We start from the raw sequence: 13,821 nt of genomic DNA on the forward strand, positions 1-13,821 counted from the left end.
CCTATCGGTAAACGGCTTACAACCGGGTAAACGGCGCGGTTGCGCTGCAACAATGTCAGCAAATCCTTGGCAAGTATGGGCGGGAGCCTCAGGCGGCCTCGGAAATGTCCCGGTCCAGGATCGACAAATTGCGGCCACGGTGCTTGGCCTCATAAAGCCGGAGGTCGGCAGCGCGCATCAGTTCCGAAACATTGGCGTCCTCACCGCAAGTGATGCCGCCAATGCTGACGGTCAGCGGCACCGTCCGCTCGTCGACCGGGCGGAAGCGGATCAGCTCGACTTCCCTGCGGATGCGCTCGGCGACGCGCCTGGCTTCCGCGCCGGTGGCGCCGACCAGGAAGGCGCCGAACTCCTCGCCGCCGATGCGGCCAAGGACGTCCCCGCTGCGCACGCCGCGCTCGATGGCGCTGGCGATCAGCAGCAGCGCGTCGTCGCCGGTCAGATGGCCAAAACTGTCGTTGATCGCCTTGAAATGGTCGGCGTCGATGATCAACAGCGCGCCGCGATCGGATTTGCGCCGCGAACCGTCGAGGGCGGCAAAGAAGCTCTCGCGGTTAAGCATCCCGGTCATGTCGTCGCGGCTCGCCTTCTCCGACAGGCGCCGGTGCGCGGCGGCGAGCTGGGCATGCGCGCGGGCAAGGTCGCGATGCGCGCCTTGCAGCCGGTCGCTCTGCCAGAAGGAGCTGGCGCAGGCGATCCAGGCGAGCGCCAGCGGGCACACGGTCGATGTCAGCCAGATGGTGCGACTGACCGGAAAACCCATGGCGGGAACGATAATCAGCGTCAGCAAAAGCGAGACGGCTACCGAGCCGAACGCAACGGCGGCGGACTTCAAAACTATGCGACTCATCGCTGGCTCCCACTGAACCGTCTCTGTGCCAGCAAGCCCTGAAGGCCACCTTTCGGGGATGGTTAAAATTTGAATGGAGAGCCCATTTTTACAACTCTAGATGCATCTAGGTTGTGGATAAGCCAGACATCAGAAAGTGGTTCGAACGGCAGATATTTCGTGCCATAAGGACGCCATGACCACGTCGCCCGATCCCGCCCGCTTCGCCCATGTCACCGACTGGGTGTTCGACCTCGACAACACGCTTTATCCGCACCATTCGAATCTGTTTTCGCAGATCGACGTCAAGATGACGGCCTATGTCGGAGAATTGCTGACATTGCCGCGTGACGAGGCCCGCAAGCTGCAGAAGGAACTCTATCTGGAATATGGCACGACGCTGAACGGGCTGATGACCCGCCACGGCATCGACCCCGACGACTTCCTCGAAAAGGTGCACGACATCGACTATTCGTGGCTGGTGCCCGATCCGGTGCTCGGAACCGCCATCCGCCAGCTTCCCGGGCGCAAATTCATCTTTACCAATGGCGATCGCAAGCATGCCGAGCGGACCGCGCGCCAACTCGGCATACTCGACCATTTCGACGACATATTCGACATTGTCGCCGCCGGGCTGACGCCGAAGCCGTCGCGCCAGACCTACGAGAAGTTTGCCGAACTGCACGCCGTCACCGGCCACAATGCAGTGATGTTCGAGGATCTCGCCCGCAATCTGGCGGTGCCGAAATCGCTTGGCATGACCACGGTGCTGGTGGTGCCGCGCAATTTCGAGCCGACCTTCGCCGAGATCTGGGAACGCGACCCGGCCAATGAGGACGATGTCGATTTCGTCACCGACGATCTCGCCACATTCCTGACCGCGATCGTCGAAGTTACGGCCTGAGACGATCAGCCGGCAGCGGACGGGACCCGCTCTACAGGTTGTAGAAGCGGCTGACGATGCCCCAGGCCTCGTCGGCGGTGTCGACGAAGTCGATTATGTCCTGGTCACCGGGCGTGATGGTGCCCTGTTCCGCCAGGAAATCGAGATCGATCGCCCTTTTCCAGAACGCCTTGCCGAACAGGATCACCGGGACGCGCTCCATGCGCCCGGTCTGGATCAGCGTCAGCGTCTCGAAAAACTCATCCATGGTGCCGAAGCCGCCCGGAAACACAGCGACGGCCTTGGCGCGCATGACGAAGTGCATCTTGCGGATGGCGAAATAGTGGAAGTTGAAGCACAGCTCCGGCGTCACATAGGCGTTCGGCGCCTGCTCGTGCGGCAGGACAATGTTGAGGCCGATCGACGGCGCGCCAACATCGTCGGCGCCGCGATTGCCGGCTTCCATGACGCCTGGCCCGCCGCCGGTGACGACGACGAATTCGCGGTAATAGGACGTGGCCGACTGCTGCGAGCAGAGGCGGGCGAACTTGCGCGCCTCCTCATAATATTTGCTGTTTTGCTCGAGGTTCTTCTTCTGCGTCTCGTTCTTGGCCGCCCAGGCCTCGCCCCCGGGTTCGGGAATGCGTGCGCCGCCGAACAGGATCACCGTCGAGCTGATGCCGCGTTCGGCCAGGATCATTTCGGGCTTCAAGAGTTCCAGCTGCAAGCGCACCGCGCGCAATTCGCGACGCGTCATGAAATCGGGATCGTTCCAGGCGAGACGGTAGGTGTCGGCGCGCGTCTGCGGCGTATCGGGCACGCTTTTCGAGCGTTCCAGATCCTCGTCCGAATGCGGCAGCGGCGTCCACCCCGCCTTTTCCATAGGAGTCATATGCTTTACCCGTCCCAACAGTTCAGTTGCGCCGTCCCATGGCGCACGTGCGATTGACCCCCTATACGCCTTAACATAGGGTCCGCGCGATTTTCAAAACAAGGTTAAGGCGATGGCCTTAACAGCGTGGTAACGGAGCGAATTCATGTCGAAGCCTGATCTGGCAAGCCTCGAAAAGACCATCGAGAAGGCCTTCGAGGAGCGCGACACGATTTCGACCGCGACCCGCGGCGAAACGCGCGACGCCATCCAGTCCTCGCTCGACCTGCTCGACCGCGGCACGGTGCGCGTCGCCGAACGCCAGGCCGACGGCAAGTGGCATGTCAACCAGTGGCTGAAGAAGGCCGTGCTCTTGTCGTTCCGCCTCTATCCGATGGAGATCATCAAGGGTGGTCCCGGCCAGGCGGTGTGGTGGGACAAGGTGCAATCGAAGTTCGACGGCTGGAGCGCGGTCGATTTCGAGAACGCCGGCTTCCGCGCCGTACCGTCGTCGATCGTGCGCCGCTCGGCCTATGTCGCGCCCGGCGCGGTGCTGATGCCGTCCTTCGTCAATGTCGGCGCCTATGTCGATAGCGGCACCATGGTCGACACCTGGGCGTCGGTCGGCTCCTGCGCCCAGATCGGCAAGAACGTGCACCTGTCGGGCGGCGTCGGCATTGGCGGCGTGCTGGAGCCGATGCAGGCCGGCCCGACCATCATCGAGGACAATTGCTTCATCGGCGCGCGCTCGGAAGTGGTCGAGGGCTGCATCGTGCGCGAGGGCTCGGTGCTCGGCATGGGCGTCTTCATCGGCCAGTCGACCAAGATCGTCGACCGCGCAACCGGCGAGGTGTTTTACGGCGAAGTGCCGGCCAATTCCGTCGTCGTCGCCGGCTCGATGCCAGGCAAGGCCTTCCCGAACAACGAGCCGGGTCCCGGCCTCTACTGCGCCGTCATCGTCAAGCGCGTCGACGCCAAGACCCGCTCCAAGACCTCGATCAACGAATTGCTGCGCGATTGATCTTTTCTGCAAACGGACGCACCTTCCGCCGGCGCGACATTCCGTCGCGCCGATTCAGCATGGAGGGGTGACATGGACTGGAAATACCTTCTGACCAGCTTTGACGGCCGCATCAATCGCGCCAAGTTCTGGGCGGCGATCGGTGTTTTTTTCGTGATCGGCATCATCGCCTTGATCCTGGATTCGATCCTGGGCACACGCATGGATCTCGGCGGTGGCGGCGAAATCGGTATTATCGGAATCATCGTTTCGCTGGCGTCGATCTATTTCGCCCTCGCGGTTTATGCCAAGCGCTGGCATGATCGCAACAAGTCGGGCTGGTGGTCCCTGATCCTGTTTGTGCCTTTAATTGGTGCGATCTGGTTCCTCGTAGAATGCGGCATCCTCGAAGGCACTCGAGGCGCCAATCAATATGGACCGGATCCGCTTGCCTGAAAAAACAGACCTCATTTGGCTTTTCTTCAAAACCTCAGGCCGCGTCAGCCCCAGTGCGTATGCGCTGGCCGGCCTGCTTTTGCTGCTTGCCCAGTTTTTCCCGCTCTACCAGTTTGCCAGACTGGAGCCCGGCACCGCAAATAGCCAGGTGTGGGCAATTGTGTTCTGGACCGTGCTGCTGATTTCGACCTGGTCGAGCTTCGCTGTGACGGCGAAGCGCTTCCATGATTTCGGCAAGCCGACCTACTACGCGTTGATCTCTCTCATCATCGGCCCGATTCTTCTTCTCATTCTAGCCTGCTTCAGAAGTGATCCCGGACCCAATCGCTACGGCCGGCATACCAATTCTCCCGCACAATCCTGAGGGCGACCGGATATCTCGCCATGCGCTACCGCACGCTTGATCCGAAACTGATCATCGACACCGCCGAGCGGCTGGAAGGACGCGTCGCCGAGCGTTTTCCCGACGCCGGCCTGCGCGGCGTTGCCGCCGAACTGGTGTCGCTGTCGCGCGATCTGGCCAAGGCGGCGCAGGCTCTCGAAGCGCCGATCTGGTGGCTGCGCGGCGCCATCGTCGCAGCCGTTGCCGCCGGCGCGCTGATCTTCCTGTTCGTCGGCACCATCCTGCCGCTCATCCATATCTCGCAGGCAGACGACGCGGTGCAGTCGGTGCAAGGCATCGAAGCCACGATCAACATGATCATCCTTGCCGTGCTCGGCCTGCTGGCGCTGATCCGCACCGAGGAGCGCATCAAGCGCAAGCGGGTGTTCCGCCAGCTGCATGGGTTGAGGTCGCTGATCCATGTCATCGACATGCACCAGCTGACCAAGGATCCGGCAGCATTGTCTGCCAATTTCAGGCCGACAGCGCATTCGCCGGCGCGTATCACCAATGCCGCGGACCTGGCGCGCTACCTCGACTATTGCTCGGAAATGCTGTCGATCACCGGCAAGATCGCAGCGCTGTTCGCGCAGTCGGTCAATGACGACGTCGTCATCGACGGTGTCAACGACGTCGAGAACCTGGCATCCAACCTGTCGCGCAAGATCTGGCAGAAGATCACGCTGATCGAAAACCATCCGGCGGCGCAGCCACTGCCGGCGCCAGGCCCGGCGAGCAAGGCGCCGGCTCCGAGGCGCGCACCAAAGGCCTGACGCTCGCGGCGAGTAGCCTATCCGGTGACAGCTTCCGGCGTCAGGCCGGGCGATCCGCGCTTTTCCCGCTCGGCCTGCCGAACCAGCGCGGTGACCCGCCTCAGCAACGGCGCCGCCGTGCCGGCCTTTTCGGCGAGGCCCAGGACCGTTCCCTGCAGCTCGCCTATTTCGGTTGGCCGGCCGCGCTGGAGGTCGTCCCACATGGACGAGCGCGCCTGCGGGTCGACGGCGAGCATGCGCCGGGCCACCAGCTGGAACAGCCAGTCCGGCAGCCGGAGCAGTTTCGGCAGCAGGCCGGGGCGCAGGCCGCCGATCCGCGCCGGAGCGGTGTGTGATGCCTTCATCGCCGCCAGCGCCTCGTCGATCTGGCCGGCCAGGATCAGCCGCCAGCGGTGATCGGCAAGTTCTGTCGCCAGCGGCAGGCCGGACAGCGCGACGAGCGCATTGTTGAGGTTAATCAGCAGCTTGCCCCACTGCACCGCCTTGATGTCGGCATCGGTTTCGACGGCAAGGCCTTCGACATCGAGAAGGCCGGCAAGGCCGGCCATACCGTCCTCGATCAGCACCTTGCCGTCGCTGGCGCGATGCACGTGAAGCGGCACGTTGCCTTCGGCCGACTGGACGACATTGAACGGAACCATGCCGGCCAGCACCGGCCGAGGGCCCAGCCCGGCGCGCAGCCGGTCGGCATTGCCGACGCCGTTCTGCAGGCTGACCACCATCACATCGCCGCGAGCGTGTGTGGCAATAAGCGCCGCCATCTCCTCGGTGGCGCCGTTCTTGACCGTCACCAGCACCACGTCGGCGCTGGCCAGGGCGGCGGCCGGATCGGCAGTGACGGACATCGGCTTGATGGATCGGTCGCGACCGTCGAGGTCGGTGACGCGCAGCCCACCGCCCAGCAAGGCCTCCGCGATGCGCGGCCGCGCCAAAAACACCACCTTGCGTCCGGCCAGCGCCAGGCAGCCGCCGACATAGCAGCCGATGCTGCCGGCGCCGGCAATGACGATGGTCTTTTCGGCATTGGCCAAGCGATGGTCCCGTGTTGGCCTGCACTATACGACATGAAAACCATAATGTCGGCGACGGGACCGGTCATCATCTCTGGCCGTGACAGGCCTTTCGCTTTCGATTATCGCTTTGCCCATGAACCTGCCGACCGATCCCGCCGCTAACCTCGCGACCCTCATACGCTGCGCTTCCGTAACACCCGATGAGGGCGGTGCGCTGGCCGCGCTGGAAGGCATGCTGAAGCCGCTTGGCTTTTCCGTCGAACGCCCGGTGTTTTCCGAAGACGGCACGCCCGATATCGAGAACCTTTACGCGCGCCGCTCCGGCAATGGGCCGCATCTGATGTTTGCCGGCCATACCGACGTGGTGCCTGTGGGTGACGAGGCCTCGTGGACACACCCGCCCTTCGCCGCCGAAATCGCCAAGGGCGAGATGTTCGGCCGCGGCGCCGTCGACATGAAGGGCGGCATCGCCTGTTTCATCGCCGCGGTGGCGCGCCATGTCGAAAACAAGGGCGGCCCGAAGGGCTCGGTCTCGCTGCTGATTACCGGTGACGAAGAGGGCCCGGCCATCAACGGCACGACAAAACTGCTCGACTGGGCGGCGGCCAAAGGCGAGAAATGGGACGCCTCGATCGTCGGCGAGCCGACCAACCCGGACGCGCTCGGCGACATGATCAAGATCGGCCGGCGTGGCTCGATGTCGGGCAGCGTCACCGTCAACGGCCGCCAGGGCCATGTCGCCTATCCCTTGCTTGCCGACAATCCGGTGCGCGGTCTGATGAGCCTGGTCGAGGCCTTGCTCCACCCCGTCTTCGACAAGGGCACGAAGGATTTCCAGCCGACCAATCTGGAGGTGACCTCGATCGATGTCGGCAACCCGGCGACCAATGTCATTCCGGCCAAGGCGACAGCCACCTTCAACATCCGCTTCAACGACAGCTGGACGGCCGAGACGGTGCAGGCCGAGATCCACAACCGCCTCGACCAGGCGGCCAAGCGCAAGAAATACCGGACCGGCAAGAAGAGCCCTGTCGACTATGAGCTGGTCTGGCGCGACCGGCCGAGCCATGTCTTCCTGACACGCGACGACAAGCTGATCGACACGCTGCGCGGCTCGATCAAGGCGGCGGTCGGCAGGGAGCCGGCGCTCTCCACCTCCGGCGGCACCTCGGACGCCCGTTTCATCAAGGATTATTGCCCGGTGGTCGAGTTCGGACTGGTCGGGAAGACCATGCATATGGTCGATGAACGCGTCACACTGGCCGATCTCGAAACGCTGACCCAGATCTACCAGCGCTTCATCGACGACTGGTTCGAGCAGGGCTGATCATGCTTTCGGTTGACGAGACCTCTTCATCGCTTATCGGCGCCTGGCGGCTGATGCTCGGCAAGACCGACGGATTGCGGCTGCTCGACCTGTCGGCCGACGGCTTCTGGAATTCCTTCTTCGCCATCGTCGTCGCCGCACCGGCGATGATCGTCGGCTGGGTCGGCACGGCCAACGAGATCGGCGATCCCAATGCGTTCGCCGGGCGGCTGGGCATGTTGATCCGCCTGGCAACCGTCGACCTCGGTTCGTGGCTGCTGCCACTGGTTGCGCTTGCCCTGGTCGCGTCGCGAGCCGGCATAGGCGACCGCTTCGTCCACTACGTCGTCGCCAGCAATTGGGCGTCGGCCATCACCGCCTGGATGCTGCTGCCATCGGCGTTGATCAGGCTTTTTCTGCCGTCCGGCAACCCAGTCGCCGAATTGGTGTGGCTGGTTCTGGTGGTGCTGTCGCTGGTACTCACCTGGCGGATGACCAACGCCGCGATCGGCAAGGGCGCGGCTGTCGGCAGCGCCGTGTTCGCAGGCATGTTGGTGGTGTCTCTGGCCGTCTTGTTCGGCCTGGTGGCGCTGCTCGGCATCACTTTACCGACCACCCCGCCGGCCTAGAGCAGTTCATCGTTTCGTGGAAACGGCGAACTGCTCTACCTCCTTGTTTTGACGCAATTCCGGACGGAAAACCGCTTCACACTTTTCCTGGACTTGCTCTAGGACCCATCGGGGTAATCGACACCGACGAGAAACAGCCCATCGGGCGGCGCCACCTGGCCGCAGGCGGCGCGGTCCTGCGCATCGAGCGCTGCCTTGAGATCGGCAGCGGTCCAGCCGCCGTCGCCGACGCGCTTCAGCGAGCCGACCATGGAGCGCACCTGGTTGTGCAGAAACGAGCGCGCCGAGGCCCTGACCTCGATCAGGTCGCCCTGGCGACTCACGTCGAGCTGCTCCAAAGTGCGCACCGGACTGTTGGCTTGGCACTGCGTCGAACGGAAGGTGGTAAAGTCATGTCGGCCGAGCAGGACTTTCGCCGCGTCGTGCATGGCGTCCGCATCGAGCCGCTTCGGCACCCACCAGACCTTGCCCTTTTCCATCGCAGCCGGCGCGCGCCGATTGAGGATGCGGTAGAGATAGTGCCGTCCGGTGGCCGAGAAGCGGGCGTCGAACTCGTCTGAGACAACCCTCGCCTGCAAGATGGCGACGTGCGCGCCCGCCGCCTGCAGATGCGCGTTGATGGCGTCACGTACCTTGTCGTTTGGCCACGCCTTGTTGAGGTCGACATGCGCTACCTGGGCGGTCGCATGCACGCCGGCGTCGGTGCGGCCGGCGGCGCGCAACCGCACCGCCTCGCCGCTGAATTTCTCGATCGCCTGCTCTATCGCCTGCTGCACCGAAGGCTGATCCGCCTGGTGTTGCCAGCCGGCGAAGAGGCTGCCGTCATATTCGATGTCGAGACGAAAACGCGGCATAGGCTATCGACACGCGCTGTTTAGGCGGCCAGCGCGGTAAAGGCCTGGGCGTAGACCAGTCTGCCTTTTTCGGGTGCGTCACCCCAGGCCAGCGCCTGCAGCGCCTCGCCCTGGTATTCGCTCTCGAATTTCTCGGCGCGCGCATGGTTGTAGCCAAAGCGGCCGTAATAGGTCGGATCACCCAGCACAACGGCGAGCGACTCGCCGGCATCCCTGAGGCGGATATGCGCTTCACGAATCAGCGCACCGCCAATGCCGGAGCCATGGAACGAAGGTTCCACCGCCAAGGGCGCCAGCGCCACGGCAGCAAACTGCTTGCCGCCGTTCTGTACGAACAGCCTGGAAAACAGGATGTGCCCGACCACCTGGCCGTCTTCTTCCGCCACCAGCTCGACAACGGCGTCGCCGCCGGTGACCAGCGCGTCGACCAGACCGGCCTCCGCCTGCTGGCCGAATGCGTGTTCCTCGACGAGGCGTATAGCCTCGCGGTCCCGCGGCGTTGCCGCGCGTATCGACATCATGCTCATGAGAATTTCATTCCTTTTTCGATCTTGGCCCCGCGCAGAAACTCCTGCGCGGCAGCGGGCCTTCCGCCCGCCCGTTGAACTTCGACCAGCCTGATGGCGCCTGTCCCGCAGGCGACCGTCAGCCGATCATCGAGAATTCCTCCCGACTCGCCCAAATCTTCAGAAAGCGGTTGGCCTTCAGAAAGCGTCGAGCGAAGCAGTTTCAGCCGTTCCGCACGGCCGCCAATTTCAATCTCGGACCAAGCCCCGGGAAAGGGCGACAGGCCACGAAGGTGATTGTGGACCTCGACAGCCGGCCGCGTCCAGTCCACGCGGGTCTCCGATTTGTCGATTTTTCGGGCGTAGGTCACCCCATCCACAGCTTGCAAGGTGAATGCCAGCGTTTCCGTCTCAATTCGGGACAGCGCTTCCACCATCAGTGTGGCAGCAATGTGCATCAGCCGATCATGCAAGTCGCCGGCCGTCATATCGTGTCCGATGGCGCATTTTTCAACCAATCCCACCGGACCCGTGTCGAGACCTTCTTCCATGCGCATCACCATCATGCCGGTTTCCGCGTCGCCGGCCATGATGGCGCGCTGGATGGGAGCGGCGCCGCGCCAGCGCGGCAAAAGCGAGGCGTGGCCGTTGAGGCAGCCGAGCCGCGGCGCCTCCAGAATGGGCTTCGGCAAGAGCAGGCCATAGGCGACGACCACGGCAACATCAGCCCGCAAGGCGGCGAATGCAGCCTGCTCAGCCTCGCCTTTCAGCGCCGTCGGCGTGCGCACATCGATGCCCAGCCGCTCGGCCTCGCGCTGCACCGGCGACGGTGTCAGCTCCATCCCGCGGCGGCCTGCAGCGCGCGGCGGCTGTGTATAGACGGCGGCAACTTCATGCCCGGCCTCGGCAATCGCGCACAGCACCGGCACCGAAAACTCCGGCGTGCCCATGAAGATGACGCGAAGCGGCATCTTCCCTATCCCACCAGCTTGCCCGGCGCCTTGTCCTTGGCGAGCTTCTTGAACTTCTTCACCACCATGTCGCGCTTCAGCTTCGAGATGTGGTCGATGAACAGCACGCCGTTGAGGTGGTCGATCTCGTGCTGCAGGCAGGTCGCCATCAGGCCTTCGGCCTCGATCTCCTGCAGCTTGCCGTCGCGGTCGAGATATTTCACCCGCACCGAAGCCGGGCGCTCGACCTCGGCGTAGTAGTCCGGGATCGACAGGCAGCCTTCCTCGTAGACCGAGCGCGCATCGGCGCTTTCGAGGACTTCGGGATTGATGAAGACATGCGGCGCCGGCGCCTCGTCTTCCTTGGCGAGGTCGATGACCAGCATGCGCAGCGGCTCGCCGATCTGGATTGCGGCGAGGCCGATGCCGGGCGCTTCATACATCGTGGCCAGCATATCGTCGGCGAGTTTACGCAAAGGCGCATCGACGCGTTCGAGCGGTTTGGAAACCTGGCGCAGGATGGGATCGGGAAGGATGATGAGCGGCTTGATCGACATGGCGTCTCACCTAAAACGTCGCAGGAAAAGCGTCAACCGGTGCGGTTGGCTCCCGTTCACGTTTTGATCTGTGCCAGGGCGGCGAATCGGCTATGCTGTAGGGATGAACGACCTGAGCACCATCCTTTCCGAACCCGTCGCCCGGCTCGGCGCCACGACCATCACGCTCGGCCATGCGCTGGCGCTCGGCGCGATCGTGTTTCTCGGCCTTTTCCTGGCGCTGGTCGTCGCCCTGTGGCGGTCGGCCAGGGCGCGGACCATCGCTGCCGCTGAGGCCGCAGACCACGCCCGCGACGCCGAGGCGCGGATGGCCGGCATATTGCAAAGCCAGGCCGAGATGCAGGGCCGCATGGGCGCCATCGCCGATGTGTTCGGCGCAAGACAGGCCGAACTCAACCAGTCGATCGGCCTGCGGCTGGACGCCATGACCGGCCGCCTCGGCCAGACCATGACCGAGCAGACCAAATCGACGCATGAAAGCCTGGCGAAACTGCAGGAGAGGCTGGCGGTCATCGACACCGCACAAGGCAACATCCAGTCGCTCGCCGGCCAGGTCGTGCAGCTTCAGGCGATCCTGTCCAACAAGCAGACGCGCGGCGCCTTCGGTCAGTCGCGCATGGAAGCCATTGTCGCCGACGGCTTGCCGATGGGCGCCTATGAATTCCAGGCGACGCTGTCGAATGGCAGCCGGCCCGACTGCCTGGTGCGGATGCCCAACGGCGCGCCCTCGCTCGCCATCGACGCCAAGTTTCCGCTGGAAGCCTGGAATGCCATTCGCGCCGCCGATGGCGCCGAACTGCAAAAGGTTGCCGCCCAAGCCTTCCGCCGCGACATCGAGATCCATGTCCGCGATATCTCGGAGAAATATTTGATCCAGGGCGAGACGCAGGACACCGCGTTCATGTTCGTACCGTCGGAATCGGTGTTCGCCGAAATCCACGAGAATTTCGACGCCCTCATCCAGAAGGCGCACCGCGCGCGGGTCATAATCGTTTCGCCGTCGTTGCTGATGCTGTCGATCCAGGTCATCCAGGCGATCCTCAAGGATGCCCGCATGCGCGAACAGGCGCATCTTATCCAGGGCGAGGTCATCCGGCTTATGGAAGACGTCGCGCGCGTCGACGAACGCGTGCGGCGGCTGCAGACGCACTTTGGCCAGTCGGCCAAGGATATTGACGAGATACTGGTGTCGACATCGAAGGTGACCAGGCGCGGCCAGAAGATCGAGGCGCTGGAGTTTGGCGAAAGCGAAGCTGAAGTGCGCGGCGGTGGACCCGCCAAGGCCGAACCCGGGGTGCGGGTGGCGGATTCCAAGACGGGCCAGCTCAGGCTACGTGTCGTCGAAGGCGACGATTAGAGCGGTTCAGCGTTTCAAGGAATCGCTGACCCGCTCTAACTTCTTTGTTTTTGCGCAATTCCTCAAGGGAAAGCGCTAGGCGCTTTTCCCGGGAAAACCGCTACACACTTTTCCTGGAATTGCTCTAGACCGTAGCCACGATTACGTGCGCCTGAATTTTGGCCGCAACCTCGCCGCTGCCATGTCTAGCTGCAATCACGGCTGCGGCATGGTCGGTTGCGGCTTGCAGTTTTCCTGCATCCCTGGCCTCGATCTCGGTGCGAAGAACCGTCCCCTGGCAATAGGCAACCGCCGGAAGCCGCGGCGACGATGCACGGCTTTGCTCGGCTCTCGTCTCGATCACCACACGGGAGAAACCTGCGTCTTCCAGCTCGCTGCGGATCAGGGCCGTGTCATGGTAGCCGTGCGGGGTGCGGGCGAGAAAGCGCGGCGGATCGTTCGGAAAGATCTCGGCAAGAGCGTTCGTCACATCATTGGCAAACACATTCTCCTCGAGGCGATCCCATACGTTGAACAGGAAATGGCCTCCGGGCTTCAGGACCCGCTTTGCTTCGCGATAGCCGGCGGTGCGGTCGGGAAAGAACATCGCGCCGAACTGGCAGCAAACGAGATCGAAGGTCGCATCTTCAAATGGCAACGCCAGAGCATCCGCCTGACGCCATTGAATGCGACTGTCGGGAGCTTGCCGCGAAGCGGCAAAGTCGAGCATCGGCTGGTTGAGATCGGTCACGACATAGCTAGCGCCAGGAGACAGTTTTGGCGCCAATGCGCGGGTGACGACTCCGGTGCCGGCGGCGACTTCCAGGACGGCGCCGGGCGACAAAGACGCTGCCCGCCGTGCCATATCGGCGGCGAACGGCTCGAAAATCAACGGCACCATATAGCGGTCGTAATTTTCCGGAATCGAGCCGGCAAAAATCTTGTCTGGTTCCAGCATCGCTTTCACCCGCCACCCGTCTGATGGCCGCGAGCCTAGCACATAATCGTCTGGTTTGGTCGCGCTAGACAGAGAGGCAGATGCTATTGCTCCTCTACGATGCCTATGCCCTTGAATTCCGGAAGCCAGTGCAGGGCCGACCGGTGCCATTTCTGTTGTGTCGGAACCAGATCCTCGCGTTGCCGCGCGGTCCCCGCCCTGATCCCATAGACCTTCGGGCCGTCACCAACCGACGTCGCGTAAAGGTGCGAACCGCACTCGCCGCAAAAGGCCTGGGCGCGCTTGGCGCCGCTGGATCCTGTCTTGATATAGACCTTCGGCGTGCCCTTGGTGATCCTGTAGTGATCCTCAGGCGCAGGAACGGTGACCCGAAAGGCAGTGCCAGTCAGTTGCTGGCAGTCGGTGCAATGACAGATGGAGGTCTTTTCCGGGTCGACCTCTGCTTCATAAGTAATGGCGCAGCAATGGCACCCACCATCGATTTTCATGATTGCTCCTCCGAAATCCGTCGACTGATC

17 protein-coding genes are annotated in these 13,821 nt (G+C 63.3%); 8 read left to right on the plus strand and 9 right to left on the minus strand.

From position 1 onward, the window contains the following. Positions 1–88 precede the first annotated feature (88 nt). Entirely contained in the window at positions 89–850 is a 762-nt protein-coding gene (locus tag ACWGTO_RS14060) for a GGDEF domain-containing protein (RefSeq protein ID WP_454575414.1), read from the minus strand. A 175-nt stretch (positions 851–1,025) separates the two neighbouring features. Between ACWGTO_RS14060 and ACWGTO_RS14065 the strand changes: the two genes are divergently transcribed. Next, positions 1,026–1,733, plus strand: a complete 708-nt coding sequence (locus ACWGTO_RS14065; protein WP_454575415.1) for a pyrimidine 5'-nucleotidase — start codon at positions 1,026–1,028, stop codon at positions 1,731–1,733. A gap of 31 nt (positions 1,734–1,764) precedes the next feature. Here the strand turns inward: ACWGTO_RS14065 and ACWGTO_RS14070 are convergent, their stop codons facing one another. After that, entirely contained in the window at positions 1,765–2,604 is an 840-nt protein-coding gene (locus ACWGTO_RS14070) for an LOG family protein (protein WP_454575416.1), read from the minus strand. Between the two features lie 145 nt (positions 2,605–2,749). Between ACWGTO_RS14070 and dapD the strand changes: the two genes are divergently transcribed. From dapD to ACWGTO_RS14090, 4 genes are all read left to right on the plus strand, one after another. Beyond that, positions 2,750–3,604 (plus strand): 2,3,4,5-tetrahydropyridine-2,6-dicarboxylate N-succinyltransferase, encoded by an 855-nt coding sequence (gene dapD / locus ACWGTO_RS14075; protein WP_454575417.1) that lies wholly within the window; start codon positions 2,750–2,752, stop codon positions 3,602–3,604. Positions 3,605–3,676: 72 nt separating this feature from the next. Beyond that, on the plus strand, positions 3,677–4,039 hold the full coding sequence (locus ACWGTO_RS14080) for a DUF805 domain-containing protein (protein ID WP_454575418.1): 363 nt from the start codon (positions 3,677–3,679) through the stop codon (positions 4,037–4,039). Then, complete coding sequence (locus tag ACWGTO_RS14085) at positions 4,017–4,403, plus strand: DUF805 domain-containing protein (RefSeq protein WP_454575419.1); 387 nt, start codon at positions 4,017–4,019, stop codon at positions 4,401–4,403. The genes ACWGTO_RS14080 and ACWGTO_RS14085 overlap by 23 nt, the downstream gene beginning before the upstream one ends. Positions 4,404–4,423: 20 nt before the next feature. After that, positions 4,424–5,194 carry a hypothetical protein gene (locus ACWGTO_RS14090; protein ID WP_454575420.1) on the plus strand — a complete coding sequence of 257 codons (771 nt, stop codon included), beginning with the start codon at positions 4,424–4,426 and terminating at the stop codon, positions 5,192–5,194. A gap of 17 nt (positions 5,195–5,211) precedes the next feature. On the opposite strand, the gene ACWGTO_RS14095 is transcribed toward ACWGTO_RS14090, so the two are convergent. Continuing rightward, the gene (locus ACWGTO_RS14095; RefSeq protein ID WP_454575421.1) at positions 5,212–6,225 is read right to left on the minus strand and encodes a 2-dehydropantoate 2-reductase; all 1,014 of its coding nucleotides are present in this window, start codon (positions 6,223–6,225) and stop codon (positions 5,212–5,214) included. A 115-nt stretch (positions 6,226–6,340) separates the two neighbouring features. On the opposite strand from ACWGTO_RS14095, the gene dapE reads away from it, so the two are divergent. Further along, positions 6,341–7,534, plus strand: coding sequence for a succinyl-diaminopimelate desuccinylase (gene dapE, locus ACWGTO_RS14100; protein ID WP_454575422.1), 1,194 nt, complete (start codon positions 6,341–6,343; stop codon positions 7,532–7,534). A gap of 2 nt (positions 7,535–7,536) precedes the next feature. Further along, on the plus strand, positions 7,537–8,142 hold the full coding sequence (locus ACWGTO_RS14105; protein ID WP_454575423.1) for a transporter: 606 nt from the start codon (positions 7,537–7,539) through the stop codon (positions 8,140–8,142). Between the two features lie 98 nt (positions 8,143–8,240). On the opposite strand, the gene truA is transcribed toward ACWGTO_RS14105, so the two are convergent. From truA to def, 4 genes are read right to left on the minus strand one after another with little or no spacing between them, the layout of a single operon-like run. Further along, positions 8,241–8,996, minus strand: a complete 756-nt coding sequence (gene truA, locus ACWGTO_RS14110; protein ID WP_454575424.1) for a tRNA pseudouridine(38-40) synthase TruA — start codon at positions 8,994–8,996, stop codon at positions 8,241–8,243. Positions 8,997–9,016: 20 nt separating this feature from the next. After that, the gene (locus ACWGTO_RS14115) at positions 9,017–9,523 is read right to left on the minus strand and encodes a GNAT family N-acetyltransferase (protein WP_454575425.1); all 507 of its coding nucleotides are present in this window, start codon (positions 9,521–9,523) and stop codon (positions 9,017–9,019) included. After that, the gene (gene fmt / locus ACWGTO_RS14120) at positions 9,520–10,473 is read right to left on the minus strand and encodes a methionyl-tRNA formyltransferase (RefSeq protein WP_454575426.1); all 954 of its coding nucleotides are present in this window, start codon (positions 10,471–10,473) and stop codon (positions 9,520–9,522) included. The genes ACWGTO_RS14115 and fmt overlap by 4 nt, the downstream gene beginning before the upstream one ends. A gap of 5 nt (positions 10,474–10,478) precedes the next feature. Next, positions 10,479–11,009, minus strand: a complete 531-nt coding sequence (def, locus tag ACWGTO_RS14125; protein ID WP_454575427.1) for a peptide deformylase — start codon at positions 11,007–11,009, stop codon at positions 10,479–10,481. Between the two features lie 103 nt (positions 11,010–11,112). On the opposite strand from def, the gene ACWGTO_RS14130 reads away from it, so the two are divergent. After that, positions 11,113–12,366 carry a DNA recombination protein RmuC gene (locus ACWGTO_RS14130; RefSeq protein WP_454575428.1) on the plus strand — a complete coding sequence of 418 codons (1,254 nt, stop codon included), beginning with the start codon at positions 11,113–11,115 and terminating at the stop codon, positions 12,364–12,366. Between the two features lie 124 nt (positions 12,367–12,490). Here ACWGTO_RS14130 and ACWGTO_RS14135 read toward each other — a convergent pair whose 3' ends face one another. Both ACWGTO_RS14135 and ACWGTO_RS14140 read right to left on the minus strand, forming a co-directional pair. Continuing rightward, a complete protein-coding gene (locus tag ACWGTO_RS14135) occupies positions 12,491–13,303 on the minus strand; it encodes a class I SAM-dependent methyltransferase (RefSeq protein ID WP_454575512.1) in 813 nt (270 codons plus the stop codon). Between the two features lie 83 nt (positions 13,304–13,386). Then, positions 13,387–13,791 (minus strand): GFA family protein, encoded by a 405-nt coding sequence (locus tag ACWGTO_RS14140; protein ID WP_454575429.1) that lies wholly within the window; start codon positions 13,789–13,791, stop codon positions 13,387–13,389. Positions 13,792–13,821: the final 30 nt, after the last annotated feature.

The sequence above is a fragment of the Mesorhizobium sp. PL10 genome (assembly GCF_053714315.1).

Coding starts and splice junctions, on each gene's coding strand:
- fmt (WP_454575426.1), bottom strand. CDS start 10,473: ATGCCGCTTCGCGTCATCTTCATGGGCACGCCGGAGTTTTCGGTGCCG.
- ACWGTO_RS14135 (WP_454575512.1), bottom strand. CDS start 13,303: ATGCTGGAACCAGACAAGATTTTTGCCGGCTCGATTCCGGAAAATTAC.
- dapE (WP_454575422.1), top strand. CDS start 6,341: ATGAACCTGCCGACCGATCCCGCCGCTAACCTCGCGACCCTCATACGC.
- ACWGTO_RS14070 (WP_454575416.1), bottom strand. CDS start 2,604: ATGACTCCTATGGAAAAGGCGGGGTGGACGCCGCTGCCGCATTCGGAC.
- ACWGTO_RS14140 (WP_454575429.1), bottom strand. CDS start 13,791: ATGAAAATCGATGGTGGGTGCCATTGCTGCGCCATTACTTATGAAGCA.
- truA (WP_454575424.1), bottom strand. CDS start 8,996: ATGCCGCGTTTTCGTCTCGACATCGAATATGACGGCAGCCTCTTCGCC.
- ACWGTO_RS14060 (WP_454575414.1), bottom strand. CDS start 850: ATGAGTCGCATAGTTTTGAAGTCCGCCGCCGTTGCGTTCGGCTCGGTA.
- ACWGTO_RS14130 (WP_454575428.1), top strand. CDS start 11,113: ATGAACGACCTGAGCACCATCCTTTCCGAACCCGTCGCCCGGCTCGGC.
- ACWGTO_RS14065 (WP_454575415.1), top strand. CDS start 1,026: ATGACCACGTCGCCCGATCCCGCCCGCTTCGCCCATGTCACCGACTGG.
- ACWGTO_RS14080 (WP_454575418.1), top strand. CDS start 3,677: ATGGACTGGAAATACCTTCTGACCAGCTTTGACGGCCGCATCAATCGC.
- ACWGTO_RS14105 (WP_454575423.1), top strand. CDS start 7,537: ATGCTTTCGGTTGACGAGACCTCTTCATCGCTTATCGGCGCCTGGCGG.
- ACWGTO_RS14115 (WP_454575425.1), bottom strand. CDS start 9,523: ATGAGCATGATGTCGATACGCGCGGCAACGCCGCGGGACCGCGAGGCT.
- def (WP_454575427.1), bottom strand. CDS start 11,009: ATGTCGATCAAGCCGCTCATCATCCTTCCCGATCCCATCCTGCGCCAG.
- ACWGTO_RS14085 (WP_454575419.1), top strand. CDS start 4,017: ATGGACCGGATCCGCTTGCCTGAAAAAACAGACCTCATTTGGCTTTTC.
- ACWGTO_RS14090 (WP_454575420.1), top strand. CDS start 4,424: ATGCGCTACCGCACGCTTGATCCGAAACTGATCATCGACACCGCCGAG.
- dapD (WP_454575417.1), top strand. CDS start 2,750: ATGTCGAAGCCTGATCTGGCAAGCCTCGAAAAGACCATCGAGAAGGCC.